This window comes from Xanthomonas sp. F14 (assembly GCF_014199865.1).
This window is the reverse complement of record NZ_JACHOM010000006.1, coordinates 207,801-224,231: the sequence shown is the minus strand read 5'-3', so window position 1 is coordinate 224,231 and position 16,431 is coordinate 207,801. Positions and strand designations below refer to the sequence as shown.

Below are 16,431 nucleotides of genomic sequence, written 5' to 3'. Positions count from 1 at the left end.
CGAGGGCGCGGCGCCCTCACCGCTCGCGGGACACGCCGTGAACCCGTCCCTGGGGGCTCGGTGGCGGCATCCATGCCGCCACACGGTCCCGCAATCGGCGAGGACACCGCGCAAGACAGTTGCCGGCTGCTTTGTTGAAAACCATGCGCGCCGGCCAACTCAACTGGTCCTTGTCCGCCCACCGTCGCGGGACCTTACGCGGCAGGGATGCCGCGTAAGAGCCTACATGGACGTACTTGCGGCGTGTCCTGCGAGGGTGGGCGGGCAAGGGCCCTGCAGCAAACTCACAGCGTAGAGGGCGCGCGAGGACACCGCACCGATTGCCGGTTGCTTTGTCGAAAACCACGCGCGCCGGCCAACTCAACTGGTCCTTGCCCGCCCACCGTCGCGGGACCTTACGCGGCATGGATGCCGCGTAAGAGCCTACAAGGACGTACTTGCGGCGTGTCCTGCGATGGTGGGCGGACAACGGCCCTGCTGCAAACCCACAGCGTCGAGGTTGGGCGTGCAAAGGCATGCAGCCAAGCCACCGACAAGCCGCGCCGTCCGATGGCCACGAAGGCACTGTCAGCCGCTCTCAAGTAAACGGCATGACGCCTTGCGCGCTGCCCGTGCGCAGGAATCAGATCTCGGTCGGGCCGATGTGGTGGCGCTTGCGGTAGCGGATCGACGACCACACCGAGGCGGCGATGAAGGCCACGCCGATCAAGCCGGTGAGTACTTCCGGGACGTGGTACACGGTGCCGACCAGCATGATGATCGCCAGCACGCCGATGGCGTAATGGGCGCCGTGCTCCAGGAACACGAATTCGTCCAGCGTACCCTTGTGCACCAGATAGACCGTCATCGAACGCACGAACATCGCACCGATCGCCAGGCCCAGCATGATGATGACCACATCGCGGGTGATCGCAAACGCGCCGATCACCCCGTCGAACGAGAACGAGGCGTCCAGCACTTCCAGGTACAAGAAGGCGGCAATGCCCGAGCGCTTGGCCGGGCCCATGCCGTCTTCGCTCTCTTCGGACTCGAACAAGGCATCCACGCTGCCGACCAGCAGGTACAGCAGGATGCCGCCCAGGCCGGCGAACAGCACGCTCTGGAAGATGGCCTCGGGCAGGAACAGCTTGGTGCACAGCAGCACCGTCACCGCCACGATCACCGACATCGCATCGGCCTTGCCCAGCTTGCCGACCAGCCGTTCCACCGGGCCGAGCCAGTGCAGCTTGCGCTCCTGGTCGAACAGGAAGTTCAGGAATACCAGCAACAGGAACATGCCACCGAAGGCGGCAATGGACGGGTAGTTGTCGGTCAGCACCTGGCTGTAGCGGTCCGGCTCCTTCAGCGCCATCTGCATCACCGGCACCAGGCCCATGCCGGTGGCCACCGACACGATCACGATCGGAAACACCAGGCGCATGCCGAACACCGCGATCAGGATGCCGACGGTGAGGAACAGCTTCTGCCAGAACGCGTTCATGTGCTTGAGCACGCCAGCGTTGACCACCGCGTTGTCGAACGACAACGACACCTCCAGCACGCTCAGCACCAGGCACAGCCACAGCGCCTGCCACAGTCCCATTGCGGTGGTGTGGCCCCACCAGGCGGCAACGCCCAGGCAGACGGCGGCGACTAACAACGACATTCTGAACTCGCGAAACATTGACACTCCCAGGCGGGCCGAGACGACAGCCGAAGCAACCGGCCAGGGTGAGGCCCGGCAGATCCGGCATGCGGTGGAGGATGGGGGACCGCGGCGTGACGCGAGGTCAGGCCGGGCGTGGCTCGCCCATTATAGGGAGTGTCACCGCCATCAGGGTCGCATCGTCCGGATCCGGGCGGACCCCGAAGCCCAGGCTCTGGCACATTGCCAGCATGGTGCGGTTCTCGCGCAGCACCTGGCCTTCGATCTGCTTCAGGCCCAGCCAGCGCGCGTACTCGATCATGATGCGCATCAGCTGCCAGCCGATGCCGTGGCCCTTGAGGTCGGAGCGGATCAGGATGCCGTATTCGCCGCGCTCGTAGTCGGCGTCGGCATGCAGCCGCACCGCGCCGAGCATGTCGCCGGTCTTGGGGTCGATGGCCACCAGCGCGATCGAGCGCGCGTAATCGAGCTGGGTCAGCCGCGCGATGAATTCGTGGCTGAAATGCTTGACCGACTGGAAGAAGCGCAGCCGCAGGTCTTCGTCGGTGACCCGTGCGAAGAACGCGCGGAACAGCGCGTCGTCCTCCGGGCGCACCGGGCGCACCAGCGCATGCGTGCCATCGCCCAGCCCGATCTGGCGCTCCCATTCCTTCGGGTACGGGAAGATCGCAAAGCGTGGATGGCCGCGGCCCTTGTGCAGCTTGCGCGCCGGCGCCACCGCCACGCGCGCGTCCAGCGCGATCACGCCGTCGCGGTCGGCCAGCAGCGGGTTGATGTCCAGCTCGGTGATCTCGGGGATGTCGGCGGCCAGCTGCGCCAGCTTGACCAGCACCAGCGCCACCGCGCGCTCGTCGGCGGCCGGCACGTCGCGGTAGGCCTTGAGGATACGCGACACCCGGGTGCGCCCGATCAGCTCGTGGGCCAGGCGCAAATCCAGCGGCGGCAACGCCAGCTCGCGGTCGTTGATCACTTCCACCGCAGTGCCGCCGCGGCCGAACACGATCGCCGGGCCGAACACCGGGTCGTCGGCGATCCCGGCGATCAGTTCGCGCGCCTTGGGCCGCAGCACGGTGGGCTGCACGATCACTCCTTCGATCAGCGCATTGGGATGCGCGGCGCGGGCACGCGCCAGGATGCCGGTCGCCGCTTCGCGCACCGCCGCCACGCTGGAAAGGTTCAGGCGCACGCCATCCACATCGGACTTGTGCGCGATGTCGCTGGACAGCACCTTCAAGGTCACCGTGCGGCCGACGGCCAGTAACGGGTCGGCCAGCAATGCGGCCTCGTTGGCGGTGGCGGCCACCTGCAGCGGCACGATCGGGATGCCGTAGGCGGCCAGCAGGCGGTTGGTGGCGACCGGGTCCAGCCAGCGCCGACCGGCGGCCAGGGCGTCGTCGACCACCGCCCGGGCGATGCCGGCATCCACCACAAAATCTTCCGGCAGGCTGGGCGGGGTCTCCATCAACGCCGCCTGCGCCTCGCGGTAGCGCACCAGGTGGGTGAAGCCGCGCACCGCGTCCGACTCGGTGGCATAGGTGGGCACGCGCGCGGCATTGAGCGCGGCGATCGCCGCATCGTCCTGGCCCAGCCACACCGCGAACACCGGCTTTTCGCGCTGGTAGCGGTTGCGTTGGTCCAGCGCGCGGGTCAGCGCCTTGGCCGCATCGGCCGAGGAGGTGAACGCGGTGGGCACGTTGACCACCAGCAGCGCGTCGTTCTCCGGGTCGTCCAGCAGGGCTTCGATCGCCGCCGCATAACGCGGCCCGTCGGCATCGACGATGATGTCGACCGGATTGCTGCGCGACCAGCCCTGCGGCAGCGACTGATCCAGCCGCTCCAGCGTCTTGGCCGACAGCTCGGCCAGGGTGCCGCCGCGCAGCACCAGCTGGTCCACCGCCAGCTGCCCCACCCCGCCGCCGTTGCTGAGAATGGCCAGCCGCCGGCCGGGAAAACTGCCGAGCCGGCCCAGGGTTTCGGCGGCGGCGAACAATTCGTCCAGCGCGCCCACCCGCAGCAGGCCGGCACGTGCGAATGCCGCGCCGTACACCGCGTCCGAGCCGGCCAGCGCCTGCGCGTGGGTGTCGGCATTGGGATTGATGCGGAACTGGCGCCCGGACTTGACCACCACCACCGGCTTGGCGCGCGCGGCGGCGCGTGCGGCCGACATGAACTTGCGCGCATCGCCGATGCGTTCGACGTACAGCAGGATCGCGCGGGTACGGTAGTCGGTGGCGAAGTAGTCGAGCAGATCGCCGAAATCCACATCCAGCGTATCGCCCAGCGACACCACCGCCGAGAACCCCACCGAGCGCGCCACGCCCCATTCCACCAAGGCTGCGGCAATCGCGCTGGATTCGGAGATCAGCGCCAGGTCGCCGGCCTGCGGGCAATGCGCGGCGATGCTGGCATTGAGCCGCGCATGCGGGGCGATCACGCCCAGGCAGTGCGGGCCGAGGATGCGCATGCCCTTGGCGCGCGCGGCCGCCTCCATGCGCGCGGCCGGCGAGCCGGGGCCGCTGCCCAGCCCGGCGGTGAGGATGATCGCCGCGGCCACCCCGCGCCGCGCCGCGATCGACACGATGCGCGGCACGATGCGCGCTGGCGCGGTGATCACCACCAGGTCCGGCACCCACGGCAGATCGGTCAGCCGCGCCACCGTGCGCACGCCATCGATCTCGCTGTAGCGCGGGCTCACCCAGCCGATCTGCCCGGGAAACCCGGCCGCGCGCAGATTGCGCACCACCGCCCGCCCGGCCGAGCGATCGCGCGGACTGCCGCCGACCACCGCCACGGTGGTGGGACGAAAGACCTGCTGCAGGTGGTAGGTACTCATCGTGCGGAAGAGAACAATGCCATCGCGCTACGGTACACGCACTGATGGATCCAGGCATCGGCGCGCTGTGCACCATGAGTGTGTCACGCAGGGGTCACCTCCCCAACCGGGGGTGCAGAGGCATCGCTAGAGTCGGCGATGCACCAGGCCGATGCACCTGATGCGCCAAGGACGCAGGCACTCACCCTTCCGGTCAGTCGAGACACGTCCCGCATGGATAGAGGCCTGGCGACTGCTCGCCAGGCCTCCAAGGCAACCGATTACAACAGCGTGCCACTCAAGATCGCGGCGGCAATGCTGAAATAGATCACCAGCCCGGTGACATCCACCAGCGTGGCCACGAACGGCGCCGAGGCGCTGGCCGGGTCGAAGCCGAGCCGTTGCAGCACGAACGGCAGCATCGAGCCGGACAGCGAGCCGAAGGTGACGATGCCGATCAGCGCCGCGCCGATGGTCAGCGCCACCATCTGCCAGTGCGGGCCGTAGTCGTACAGGCCGGCGGTCTGCCAGATGGTGATGCGCACGATCGCCAGGAGGCCCAGGATGGTGCCCAGGGTGAGCCCGGTCGGCAGCTCGCGCAGCGCCACCTTCCACCAGTCGCCCAGGCGCAGCTCGCGCAGTGCCAGCGAGCGGATCAGCAGCGAGGTGGCCTGCGAGCCGGAGTTGCCGCCCGAGCTCATGATCAGCGGAATGAACAGGGTCAGCACCACCGCCTTGGACAGCTCGTCCTCGAAGTGCTGCATCGCGCTGGCGGTGAGCATTTCGCCCAGGAACAGCACGCTCAGCCAACCGGCGCGCTTCTTGATCATCTGACCGAAGCCGATCTGCATGTAGGGCTTGTCCAGCGCTTCCATGCCGCCGAACTTGTGCACGTCCTCGGTGGATTCGGCGATCAATGCGTCCAGCACATCGTCCACGGTGACGATGCCGAGCACATGGCCGTGCGCATCCACCACCGGGATCGCCAGCAGGTCGTGGCGGCGGATCAGGCGGGCGACTTCTTCCTGGTCCAGCGCCGGGTCCACCGTGACCGGCGGATTGACCTGCGCCACCTCCAGGATCGGCGCCTCCGGCGCGCCGGTGATCAGCCGGCGCATGGTGACCACCTGGGTCAGCACGCGGCTGTGCGGGTCGAGCAGATAGATCGCATAGACCGTCTCGCGGCTGCGCTCCACCTCGCGGATGTGCTGCAACGTGCGGCCCACCGTCCAGTCGGCCGGCACCGCCACGAACTCGGTGGTCATCAACGCGCCGGCGGTATTGGGTGGGTAGCGCATCAACGCCTGGATCGACAGCCGCGCCTCGGCACTGAGCAGCCACAGCAGCGGCTGGCGCTGCTCGGCATCCAGGCCATGGAAGATGTCGGTGGCGCGGTCGTCGGCCATCTGCCCGAGCAGGGAGGCGGCCTGCTCGGCCGGCAGCAGCGCGACCAGCGCGCTGGCGGCATGCAGCTCGGGTTGTTCGAGCAATTTCACCGCACGCGGCTGCGGCAGCGCGGCCAGCACCTGTGCGGCCTCGTCGCGGTCGAGGGTGTTGAGGTATTCCACCGCATCGGCCGTGTTGAAGTCGGCGATGGGTGCGATCAAGGCATCGACGCCTTGGGCAAGGCGCAGGGTTTCGTTGTGCATGGTGGTTCGCCTGGTGACGACCGTCGTCGATGACAGCCAGCGAACCTGAGCCTCAGGCGCGCGCCAGCTGGGTCATCGACCCGGGTCTAGGGTGACTGTCGCTGGACATGAGTAAGGGCTCCGAAAAGTGCGTACCGGCCGGTGATCCGGGCGGCAGCGCGGCGCAGTCTGCGCGCCTGCGCCCGCTTGGTCAATGCCCTGCGCAGGCCATGCTCAGCGGGCGTCCAGGCGGACGCCACAACGCCGGGCCTGTCATGTCGACAAGCGCCTGCACTGCACCCGACGACCAGCCGTGCGCGACCGACCAGGACCGTGGGTCATTGCCTGCAACGGCGGCTGCGTGCACGCATGCAATGCGGAACGACGTGGCGACATGCGGCTCAGTCATGCGGACGACGTGGCGCATTGCTGCCCGCGAGGTGGTGCTGCCGGCTCGCATCACCGGACCAGCGCACACCGCCAATCCACACAGTTGCACGCAGCGCACGCCGATCCAGGCCAGCAGCCGACCGCGGGCGGCATAATGCGAACCTCAACGGAGAACGTGCATGCATAGCGGTGGTCTGGAACTGGCTCTGGTGCTGATGCTGGCCGCCATCGTGGCGGTGCCGGTGTTCAAGCGCTTCGGCCTGGGCGCGGTGTTGGCCTATCTGGTCGCCGGTGTGGTGCTCGGGCCCGATGGCGTGGGCGTGGTGCAGGATGCCGAGCGCATCAGCGGCGCGGCCGAGATCGGCGTGGTGATGCTGCTGTTCGTGATCGGCCTGGAACTGTCGCCGGCCCGCCTGAAGGTGATGCGTCATTCGGTGTTCGGTGCCGGCGCCACCCAGGTGGTGGTGACCACGCTGATCCTGGGTGGCCTGCTGATGCTCGGCAACCTGGGCTGGAAGAGCGCGTTGATCGTCGGCGTGGCGCTGGCGTTGTCGTCCACCGCGGTGGGCCTGCAGCTGCTGGCCGAGCGCAAGGCGCTCAATAGCGACTACGGGCGCCTGGCGTTCGCCATCCTGCTGTTCCAGGATCTGATCGCCATTCCGTTGCTGGCGGCCATTCCGCTGCTCGGCGGCAGCAAGAACGCCACGCTGGCATGGCCGGACGTGGCCAAGGCGGTCGCGGCACTGGCGCTGGTGATCCTGTGCGGGCGCTTCGTGCTGCGCCATCTGTTCAACGTGGTGGCGCGCACGCGCATGCCGGAAGTGTTCACCGCCAGCGCCCTGCTGGTGGTGCTGGGCACCGCCTGGATCATGCAGGAAGCCGGGTTGAGCGCCAGCCTGGGCGCCTTCATCGCCGGCGTGCTGCTGGCCGATTCGGAATTCCGCCATGAGCTCGAATCGCAGATCGAGCCGTTCGAAGGATTGCTGCTGGGGCTGTTCTTCATCTCGGTCGGCATGGGCATCGATCTGAACCGGGTGGTCGCCGAGCCAGGCCTGATCGCCGGCGGCGTGGCGATCCTGCTGGTGGTCAAGTTCTCGCTGCTGGTCGGCATCGGCAGCGTGGCGAAGTTGCCGCTGCGCAGCAGCCTGATGCTGGGCAGCGTGTTGTGGCTGGGTGGCGAATTCGCCTTCGTGGTGTTCAACGAGGCCGATCGGGTCGGCTTGCTGGAGCGTGCCAACCACGACCGGCTGGTGGCCGTCGTCGGCGTGTCGATGGCGCTGACCCCGCTGTTGCTGCTGGGCATGCAGCGCATCCTCAACGGGCCGCTGCGGCTGCATGCGCCCAAGTCCGACCGCCCGTTCGACACCATCGATGCGCAGACGCCCAAGGTACTGGTCGCCGGCATGGGCCGCTTCGGTCAGGTGGTCGCGCGCCTGCTCACCGCGCGGCATGTGCCGTTCGTGGCCCTGGAACACAACCCGGACACCGTGGAAGATCTGCGCCGCTTCGGCAGCCAGCTGTACTACGGCGACCCCACGCGACCGGAACTGCTGCGCGCCGCCGGCGCCGACCGCATCAAGGTGTTCGTGATCGCGGTGGACGACCCGGACACCAACATCAAGACGGTGCGGCTGATCCGCCGCCTGTACCCGCAGGCCACGGTGCTGGCCCGTGCACGCAATCGCCAGCACGCCTGGAAACTGATGGACCTGGGCGCCGAACCGTTCCGCGAGGTGTTCGCCTCCAGCCTGGAACTGAGCGAACGCGTGCTGACCTCGCTCGGCCTGGGCGAGGCGGTTGCCAAGGATCACGTCAAACGCTTCCGCCAGCACGACGAAGAGTTGCTGCATCGCCAGCACCTGGTCTATGACGACGAAGCCAAGGTGATCCAGACCTCGCGCGACGCACGCGCCGACCTGATGAATCTGTTCGAAGCCGACGTCAAGGCCGATGTGGACGGCGAGCCCGCGCCTACCACACAGGATCGCTGAGCCCTGCGTAGGAGCGTGCCTGCGCGCGACCGGGCGTTACCGATAAAGCCTCGTCGCGCGCAGGCACGCTCCTACGTGGATGTGGTGCATCGTTCGTCAGCGGTAGTGACGCAGTCGATGCCTTGGAAACGACCTGCACGCAAGCGGCCGATTGCGTCCAAGTCATACGCCAATGTGACGGCGAGCCCCACCAACCACCCACCATCACTTCGCCCTTCGTAGGAGCGTGCCTGCGCGCGACCGGGCGTTACCGATAAAGCCCGTCGCGCGCAAGCACGCTCCTACGTGGAGCTGCGGCGGCTGCCTCCGTCAGCGCCGTGGCGTTCGCGCCGCGGGCTTGCTGGCCGACTTCTTGGCTGCGCTCTTGCCAGCCGCGGTTTTGCCGGCGGTCTTTGCGACCTTGCCGGTTGCGCGTTTGCCCGCGGCTTTCTTTGCCGCACTGCCCGGCGACGTAGCCGCATCCTGCGATGGTCTTGCTGCAGCCGCGGATGCGCGCTTGGCTGGCGCCTTGGTGACCTTTTCGGCTGCCGCCTTGGTGATCTTCCTGGCCGGCGCCTTGGCAGCCTTCTTGACCGTCTTCCCGGTGGCTTTCTTGATCGGCGTGGTGGCGCTGCTGCGCGCTTCCGGTGCGCGGCGCGGCGGTGGCTTGCGGCCGGGGGTGAGCGCGCGCCAGGCGTGTCCACCGTTCATCGCCAGCAGGGCGTCGGCGGCCGAGGGGCCGGCGCTGCCGGCGGCGTAATTGGGGAAATCGCTGGGCGGTTGCTTCCAGGCATCCAGGATCGGTTGCACGATGCGCCAGGCACCTTCCACCATTGCCGCATCCTGGAACAGGCCGGCCTCGCCGTTCATGCAGTCCTGCAGTAGGCGCTCGTAGCCCACCGTGTATTCCTTGGGGAACCAGTCGCGGTAGCGGAAGTCCATGCGCACCGGTGCCAGGCTGACCTGCGCGCCGGGGCGTTTGACGTCGAACTGCAGCGAGATGCCTTCGTCGGGCTGGATGTGCAGCACCAGCCAGTCGGGGCCATAGCCGCCCACTTCGGTGCTGCGGAACGGCGCCAGCGGCGCAGGCTTGAAGCGGATCGCGATCTCGGTGGTGCGCTCGCGCAGACGCTTGCCGGTGCGCAGGTAGAACGGCACACCCGCCCAGCGCCAGGTGTCGACCTGCAGCTTCATCGCCACGTAGGTTTCGGTTTCCGAATCGTCCGGCACCGTGTCTTCTTCGCGATAGCCGGGCACGGCGCTGCGATTGACCGCACCGGAGGCGTACTGGCCACGCACCACGTCTTCGGGCTTGATCGGGCGCACCGCTTCGATCACTTCGGCGCGGCGGCGATGCATCGCTTCGGTGGTGAACGCGGCCGGCGGCTCCATCGCAATCATCGCCAGCAGTTGGAAGAGGTGATTGGGCACCATGTCGCGCAGGCAACCGGTGGGATCGTAAAAACGCCCGCGCCCTTCCACGCCGATGGTTTCGGCGGCGGTGATCTGCACATGATCGATGCGGTCGCGGTTCCACACCGGCTCGAACAGGCCATTGGCGAAGCGGAACGCCAGGATGTTCTGCACGGTTTCCTTGCCGAGGAAATGGTCGATGCGGAACACCTGGTCCTCATGCAGCACCTTGGCGACGGTGGCGTTGAGCGCGACGGCGCTGGGCAGGTCGTGGCCGAAGGGTTTTTCCACGATCACCCGACGCCAGCCCTCGCCCTCGCGTTGCCTAACCAGCCCGGCCTCGCCCAGGTTGAGCAATACCGGCTCGAAGAAGCGCGCGGCGGTGGCCAGGTAAAACAGCACGTTGCCCTGGGTGCCGTAGCGCTTGTGCAGCTTCTCCAACGCGCCACCCAGGGTTTGATAGGCGCCCAGGTCGGTGAAATCCCCGCGCAGATAATGCATGCGCTCGCGCAGCCACTCCCAGGTGTCGGTGTCGAATTCGTCGGTCTGGAATTCGGCATCGCGGCTGCTGAGCAGCTGGGTCATCGACTGGCCCATCATGGTGCGCCACGAACGCTCGCTGATATCGCCGTGATCCATGCCGACGATGGCGAACTGCTCGCCCAGCGCACCGGAGCGGCGCAGGTTGTACAGCGCCGGCATCACCAGGCGCTTGGTCAGATCGCCGCGTGCACCGAACACCACGATGATGCACGGCGGGGTGGTGGCTTGTTCGTTCATGGATGTGTTTCCTCTTTGCCCATGCGTCCGTGCAGGCGCAATGCCGCATTGACCAGAGCCACGTGGGAATACCCTTGCGGGAAGTTGCCAAGCATGCGCTTGCTGCGCGGGTCGTACTCTTCGGCGAGCAGGCCCACGTCGTTGCACAGCCCGAGCAGGCGCTCGAGCAGCACGCGTGCCTGCTCGGTGCGCCCGAGCAGGGCGTAGTTTTCCACCAGCCAGAAGCTGCAGGCAAGGAAGGTGCCCTCGCCGGCCGGCAAGCCGTCGGCGCTGTCGTCGGCGCGATAGCGCTCGACCAATCCATCGATGGTCAGATCGCGTGCGATCGCATCGGCGGTCGCGGCAATACGCGGATCATCGGCCGGCAGGAACCCCACGATCGGGATCAGCAGCAACGCCGCATCCAGGCGATCGGAGCCGTAGCTCTGCACGAAGTGCCCGTCCGGGTGCACGCCTTTTTCCAGCACTTCGGCGCGGATGTCGTCGGCGATGCGGCCCCAGTGCGCGCGCTTGGCCGCATCGGCATTGGTGATGCCATCGCGCGCGCCGCAGTCGAATGCCAGCCAGGCCATCACCTTGGAATGCACGAAATGACGGCGCTCGTCGCGGATTTCCCAGATGCCTTCGTCGGGCAGGCGCCATAGCGTTTCCAGCGTCTCCAGCACCTTTTCCAGCAACGATGCCGACGAGCCATCGTCATCGGACGGCGGCGCCACGCCCTTTTCGCGTGCGTAATGGAACGCGCCGATCAGCTCGCCGTAGACGTCGAGCTGGAACTGGTCCACCGCGCCGTTGCCGATCCGCACCGGCCCGGAATTTTCATAGCCGGGCAGCCAGTGCGCCTCCCACTCCTGCAGGCGGCGCTCGCCGGCGATGCCGTAGAGCGCCTGCAACTGATCCGGCGAACCGGCGATGGCGCGTTGCACCCAGTCGCGAAAAGCTTCTGCTTCGTCGCGATAGCCGGCCTGCAGCAAGGCGATCAGGGTGAACACCGAATCGCGCAGCCAGCAGTAGCGGTAATCCCAGTTGCGGCTGCCGCCCAGATGCTCGGGCAGCGAGGCAGTCGGTGCGGCGACGATGCCGCCGGTGGGCAGATAGCTGAGCCCTTTCAGTACCACCAGCGAGCGGCGCACCTGCGCGGTCCAGGGGCCGACATCGGTGCAGCGCCGCGCCCAGCCATGCCAGAACGCGGTCGTGCGTTGCAGCGCCTGTTCCGGATCGATCGCCGCCGGCGTGGGCTGATGCGACAGGCCGTGGCTGAGCACAAACCAGGTGCTCTCGCCCTGCCGCAGCGTGAAGTCGGTTTCGGTGCCCATGTCCTCGCCGTGCAGCGCCTGCGGCGAGCGCAGCGCCAGTTGGTCGGGGCCGGCAATGGCGCGGATGCCACCGTCGATGCGCGTCACCCATGGCACGGTGCGGCCATAGTTGAAGCGGAAGGTCAGGCGCATGTGCATTGGCACCTGGCCCTGCACGCAACGCACGATCCGCACCAGGTGCTGGTGGCCGTCGCCTTCATCGCTGGCGACCATGAAGTCGACCAGTTCCACCGTGCCGGTGTCGGTGTGCATGCGCGTGCACAACACCAGGCTGTCGTCTTCGTAGGCACGCTCGCTGCGAAAGTCGCCGGCCGGCGACAACGCCCATTGCCCGTGCTGCTCATCGCCCAGCAGGGACGCGAAAAACGCATCGGAATCGAAACGTGGCAGACACAGCCAGTCGATGGTGCCGCGGTGGTCGACCAGGGCCGCGCTGTGGCAATTGCCCAGCATGGCGTGGTCCTCGATACGCACGCTCATCGTAGAGGCGCTTCCTTCGTGCGAGGGAGGGCCAAGTTTTGCATGCGCGGTGTCGGGATCAGGTTACGACTGCACCGGCAAACGCAGCAGCGGTGGCACCGTGTGTTCCAGGCGACGGATCAGTGCCGGATCCATATACGCGTAGTCGTCGGGAATCTGCAGGCAGATCACCCGGCAATGGCGCAGATGCGCGACGAAGCGTTTGCGCAACAACTGCAGATGGCGACGCTCCATCACCAGCACCAGCTGCGCCTCATGCAACAGCTCCGGTGTGAGCTGCACCTCCGCATCGGCGGCCAGCCCGGCCGATTGCGTCTGCACGCCCGGCCACTCGGCCAACACCCGCTCGGCAGTGGGGCTGCGCAGGCGGTTGCGGCTGCACACGAACAGCACCCGCAGCGGTGCGCCGCCGCGCTGGCTCAGCGGCCTTCGCGCAGGAAGCGCGCCATCGAGGACACCCCCGGCAAGGCGGGTTCGAACTGGCCGGCCACATCGATGAAGCCGCGCATGATCGCGATCTCGCGCGGGGTGCGGTTGAGCGCGTCGCGGCGGTCGGCATCGGCGCCGGCACGCAGCAGGCGCTGCACCAGCAGCGGCAGGCCATGCAGTGCGGCCAGGTGCAACGGGCCGAAACCGCGTTGATCGGCCACGTCCAGCGAGACGTCTTCGTCGAGCAGGCGTTCGACGCCGGCCAGCACCACCTGCTCGTCGCAGGCGGTACCCGGTTCGGCGCGCGCACCCAGCACCAGCAGCAAGGGGCTGACCCGGCCGCCGGCCAGGTAGTCCGGGTCGGCACCGGCCAGCAGCAAGGTATCCAACAAGGCCAGCAGGCGGCTCTTGTCGCGCGCGGTGAAGCCGTACAGCGCGGCGCAATGCAGCGGCGCCAGGCCTTGATCGTCGTTGGCGTGCACATCGGCCGCCGCGGTGAGCAGGCGCGCCACGATATCCGGCAGGCCCAGCGCGCAGGCCAGCATCAGCACGGTGACGCCGCCGGGCAGGCGGTGCTCGATCTGCGCGCCGGCCTGCAGCAGCGCGGCCACGATCTCGGTCTGACGCATGCTCACCGCCGCCGACAACGGCGTGGCGCCGCTATTGGCCGCGCGTTGCGGGTCGGCGCCGCGACCGAGCAGATGCGCCACCACGCCCAGATGGCCGCCACCGGCGGCACGCAGCAACGCGGTGCAGCCCTGGGCATCGATCGCATCGACCGGCAGGCCGAGATCGATCAGCCGGCGCACCGCATCGGTGTCGCCGACCATCGCGGCGGCCGGCACGTCCGCCTCGCGCAGGCTGCGCTGCGGCAGCGACCAGATGCGCCAGTCCAGCCAGTCGGCCAGGTCGCGGCGGCCGATCGACAGCGCCACGCCCAGCGGGGTCTGCCCGTCGGCAGCGCGCGCTTCCGGCGAGGCGCCCTGCTTGACCAGCAATTTCAGCGACGCCTCGCGGCCCAGCGCGGTAGCCAGATGCAGCGCAGTCATGCCGTGGCTGTCGCGCGCCTCGCGGTCCACGCCGTGTTCCAGCAACCACTGCTGCAGGCGCAGCCAGCCCAGCCGCACCGCCAGCGACAACGGCGGATCGCCGGCCGCCGACGCGGCGAACGGGTCGGCGCCGCGTTCGAGCAATTCCAGCGCGAACTGTTCCAGCCCGCGCGATGCCGCATCGTGCTGCACGCAGGCGCTGAGCAGCCGCGTCAGGCCGCCGGCCCCGGCCGGCGACACGCCATGGCGCAGCAGCGCCTGCAGCGCCGGCACCGCCTCCACGCCCCGCGACAGCAGCGCAAACATCGGCACATCGCCGCAGGCATCGCGCACTTCGGCATCGGCCCCGTGGCGCAGCAGCCAGTCCACCGCATCGGCGTTCAAGGCCAGATGCGCGTCGTGCAGCAGGCCGCCGAGTTCTTCCGGGCCGCACAGGCGGGCCAGTGCGACCAGACCGTCGCGCTGGCCGAACTGCAGGCCTTCGCGCAGCAGCACCAGTGGCGGGCGATCGGGCAGTACCGTCACGCCGGGGCTCTCGCCGTGCGCGTCACTGACCGCCGCCGGCAAGGGATAGGCGGGATCAAGCAACTGCACGATCGCCCAGCGCCCGGCTTCGGCGGCCACATCCACCGCGCGACGGCCGTGCGCGTCGGCGCTGTCGGCCGGCACCTGCAGCTCGAGCAGGCGCCGGATCAGCGCCGGCGACACGCTGTCGGCCGCGCAGGCCAGCATCACCGCATTGCGACCCTCGCCGTCGGTGGCCAGCACATCGGCCTTGCGTGCGACCAGGCGTTCGAGCACGCCGCTGCGCGCCTGCCGCGCCGCATCCAGCCACGGCGTGCGGCCGAGCAGGTCGCGCGCTTCCAGGTTGGCGCCGGCCGCCAGCAGCGCCTCGACGATGTCGCCGTGTCCGGCCAACGCCGCTTCGTGCAGGGCGCTGCGGCGCTGGCGGTCGCGCGCATCCACGCGCGCCTTGTGCTTGAGCAGCAGCTGCACGCCGGCCGGGTCGTCTTCCTCGGTGCCGGCCGCGGCCAGCAGCACCGGTGCGCCACCTTCCGGTTCGGAGTGCGCGCCGCGTTCCAGCAGGAACTTGGCCAGCCGCCAGTTGCCGACCTGGCAGGCCATCGCCAGCGGCGAGTGGCCTTCGTTGTTGAGCGCATCGAGTTCGGCGGCGGCATCGCGCAGCAGCGCGGCCACGCCCGGGTCGGAACTGCGCACCGCGTGGTGCAGCGGCGTGTTGCCGTCGTTGTCGCAGGCGCGCGGGTCGGCCCCGTTGGCCAGCAGCGTCATCACCGCATCCGGGCGGCCATGCCAGCTGTCGCGGGTGGCGGCCAGCAACGGGGTCATGCCGCGATGCGGCTGGTTGACGTCGACGCGGCGCACGATCAGCTCGCGCAGCAGGCGCAGATCCGGCAGCACCGCGGCCAGCGCGGGCAGGCTGCGTTGGTCGCGCCACTCCGGCAGCGGCATCGCCTGCGGGTCGGCCCCGGCGTCGAGCAACTGCAGCGCGCGGTCCACGCGTCCGCTGCGCGCGGCCTCGAACAGTTCGGGCACCAGTTGGTGCTGGGCCACCGGCTCCAGCGGACGCGGCTCGGCCGCCGCTTCGGAAAAGAAATCGGCCGCCTGCAGGGCCGCCGGGGCATCGCTGCGCGCCGGGGCGGCGGTGCGTTGCAACAGCAGGTGGGCAGCGGGCAGCAGCACGCTGGCCGCGATCGCCAGACTCCAGCGCAGGCTGCTCGACAGCCAGCCCGGCCAGGCCAGCGCCACCACCAGCGTGCACATCGCCAGCACCAGGGCTGCGGCCAGCAGGCCGCGCCAGGCGTGCAACTCCTGCGTTGCCAGCGCATGCCACCGTGGGGCCAGGGCGCCGCCATCGCGTTCGACCTCGCCCCACAGCGGCCAAGTCCGCCACAACCCGAGCAACGCGGCGCTGACCGCCACACTCAAGGCCAATGCGGCGGCCAGGCTGCCGCTGTCGCGCAGGGCGGTCAGCGGCCAGCTGATCAGCGCGGCCAGCGCCAGCAGGCCCACACCCCAGATCGTCAGCAACGGCGGCACTGCCTGCGCAACCGCACGCGGCTGGCTGGGCAATGCGCGGCTACCGCGCGCCCACGACACCGCCAGTGCGAACGCCGGCTGCGCCAGCCACAGCGTCACCGCGGCGACACCGCCGCCGATGCCGCCCAGCAACGACAACGCCACGCCGGCCAGGCCGGCCAGCGCTGCGGCCCGCGAGCGTGCGGCCCGTGCGGCCTCAGTCATAGTCGCACTCGCCCGCCAGCACCACCGTCTTGGGCAGTTGCAGATAGAAGCCGTGCCTGGCGAGCGCTTCGCGCACCGTGGCCACGTCGGCCTGCGCCAGACGGCGCTCCGGCGTCAACGCCACCTCCAGCACGAACGCGAACGGCGCCAGCTGCGCGTGCACGGCGGCGGGAAGACCGGAGAAGTCGTCGCGCGTGGCGAGATAGACGAAGGTGTCCTGCTTGCGTTGGCTTTTATAGACGTAGGCGTGCATGCGC

The 16,431-nt window shown here is 68.8% G+C and carries 9 protein-coding genes; 1 reads left to right on the top strand and 8 read right to left on the bottom strand.

Annotated elements, in window-relative coordinates:
- Nucleotides 1–622: 622 nt before the first annotated feature.
- The 3 genes from GGR73_RS19290 to mgtE form a co-directional block, all read right to left on the bottom strand.
- Nucleotides 623–1,663 (bottom strand): DUF475 domain-containing protein, encoded by a 1,041-nt coding sequence (locus tag GGR73_RS19290; RefSeq protein WP_102252509.1) that lies wholly within the window; start codon nucleotides 1,661–1,663, stop codon nucleotides 623–625.
- Between the two features lie 106 nt (nucleotides 1,664–1,769).
- Nucleotides 1,770–4,478: a bifunctional acetate--CoA ligase family protein/GNAT family N-acetyltransferase gene (locus GGR73_RS19285; RefSeq protein ID WP_039521122.1), complete on the bottom strand. Its 2,709-nt coding sequence runs from the start codon at nucleotides 4,476–4,478 to the stop codon at nucleotides 1,770–1,772.
- Nucleotides 4,479–4,738: 260 nt separating this feature from the next.
- The gene (gene mgtE / locus GGR73_RS19280) at nucleotides 4,739–6,106 is read right to left on the bottom strand and encodes a magnesium transporter (protein ID WP_065033437.1); all 1,368 of its coding nucleotides are present in this window, start codon (nucleotides 6,104–6,106) and stop codon (nucleotides 4,739–4,741) included.
- A gap of 548 nt (nucleotides 6,107–6,654) precedes the next feature.
- On the opposite strand from mgtE, the gene GGR73_RS19275 reads away from it, so the two are divergent.
- Nucleotides 6,655–8,466, top strand: coding sequence for a monovalent cation:proton antiporter-2 (CPA2) family protein (locus GGR73_RS19275; RefSeq protein WP_053051610.1), 1,812 nt, complete (start codon nucleotides 6,655–6,657; stop codon nucleotides 8,464–8,466).
- A 309-nt stretch (nucleotides 8,467–8,775) separates the two neighbouring features.
- Here the strand turns inward: GGR73_RS19275 and zwf are convergent, their stop codons facing one another.
- From zwf to GGR73_RS19250, 5 genes are all read right to left on the bottom strand, one after another.
- On the bottom strand, nucleotides 8,776–10,638 hold the full coding sequence (gene zwf, locus GGR73_RS19270) for a glucose-6-phosphate dehydrogenase (protein ID WP_184458381.1): 1,863 nt from the start codon (nucleotides 10,636–10,638) through the stop codon (nucleotides 8,776–8,778).
- Entirely contained in the window at nucleotides 10,635–12,434 is a 1,800-nt protein-coding gene (locus tag GGR73_RS19265; protein ID WP_024940582.1) for a glycoside hydrolase family 15 protein, read from the bottom strand. The genes zwf and GGR73_RS19265 overlap by 4 nt, the downstream gene beginning before the upstream one ends.
- A 63-nt stretch (nucleotides 12,435–12,497) precedes the next feature.
- Nucleotides 12,498–12,827: a phosphotyrosine protein phosphatase gene (locus GGR73_RS19260; RefSeq protein ID WP_184458379.1), complete on the bottom strand. Its 330-nt coding sequence runs from the start codon at nucleotides 12,825–12,827 to the stop codon at nucleotides 12,498–12,500.
- A 26-nt stretch (nucleotides 12,828–12,853) separates the two neighbouring features.
- Nucleotides 12,854–16,174 carry an ankyrin repeat domain-containing protein gene (locus GGR73_RS19255; protein WP_184458376.1) on the bottom strand — a complete coding sequence of 1,107 codons (3,321 nt, stop codon included), beginning with the start codon at nucleotides 16,172–16,174 and terminating at the stop codon, nucleotides 12,854–12,856.
- Nucleotides 16,167–16,427 (bottom strand): YcgL domain-containing protein, encoded by a 261-nt coding sequence (locus GGR73_RS19250; protein WP_039529613.1) that lies wholly within the window; start codon nucleotides 16,425–16,427, stop codon nucleotides 16,167–16,169. The genes GGR73_RS19255 and GGR73_RS19250 overlap by 8 nt, the downstream gene beginning before the upstream one ends.
- Nucleotides 16,428–16,431 lie beyond the last annotated feature (4 nt).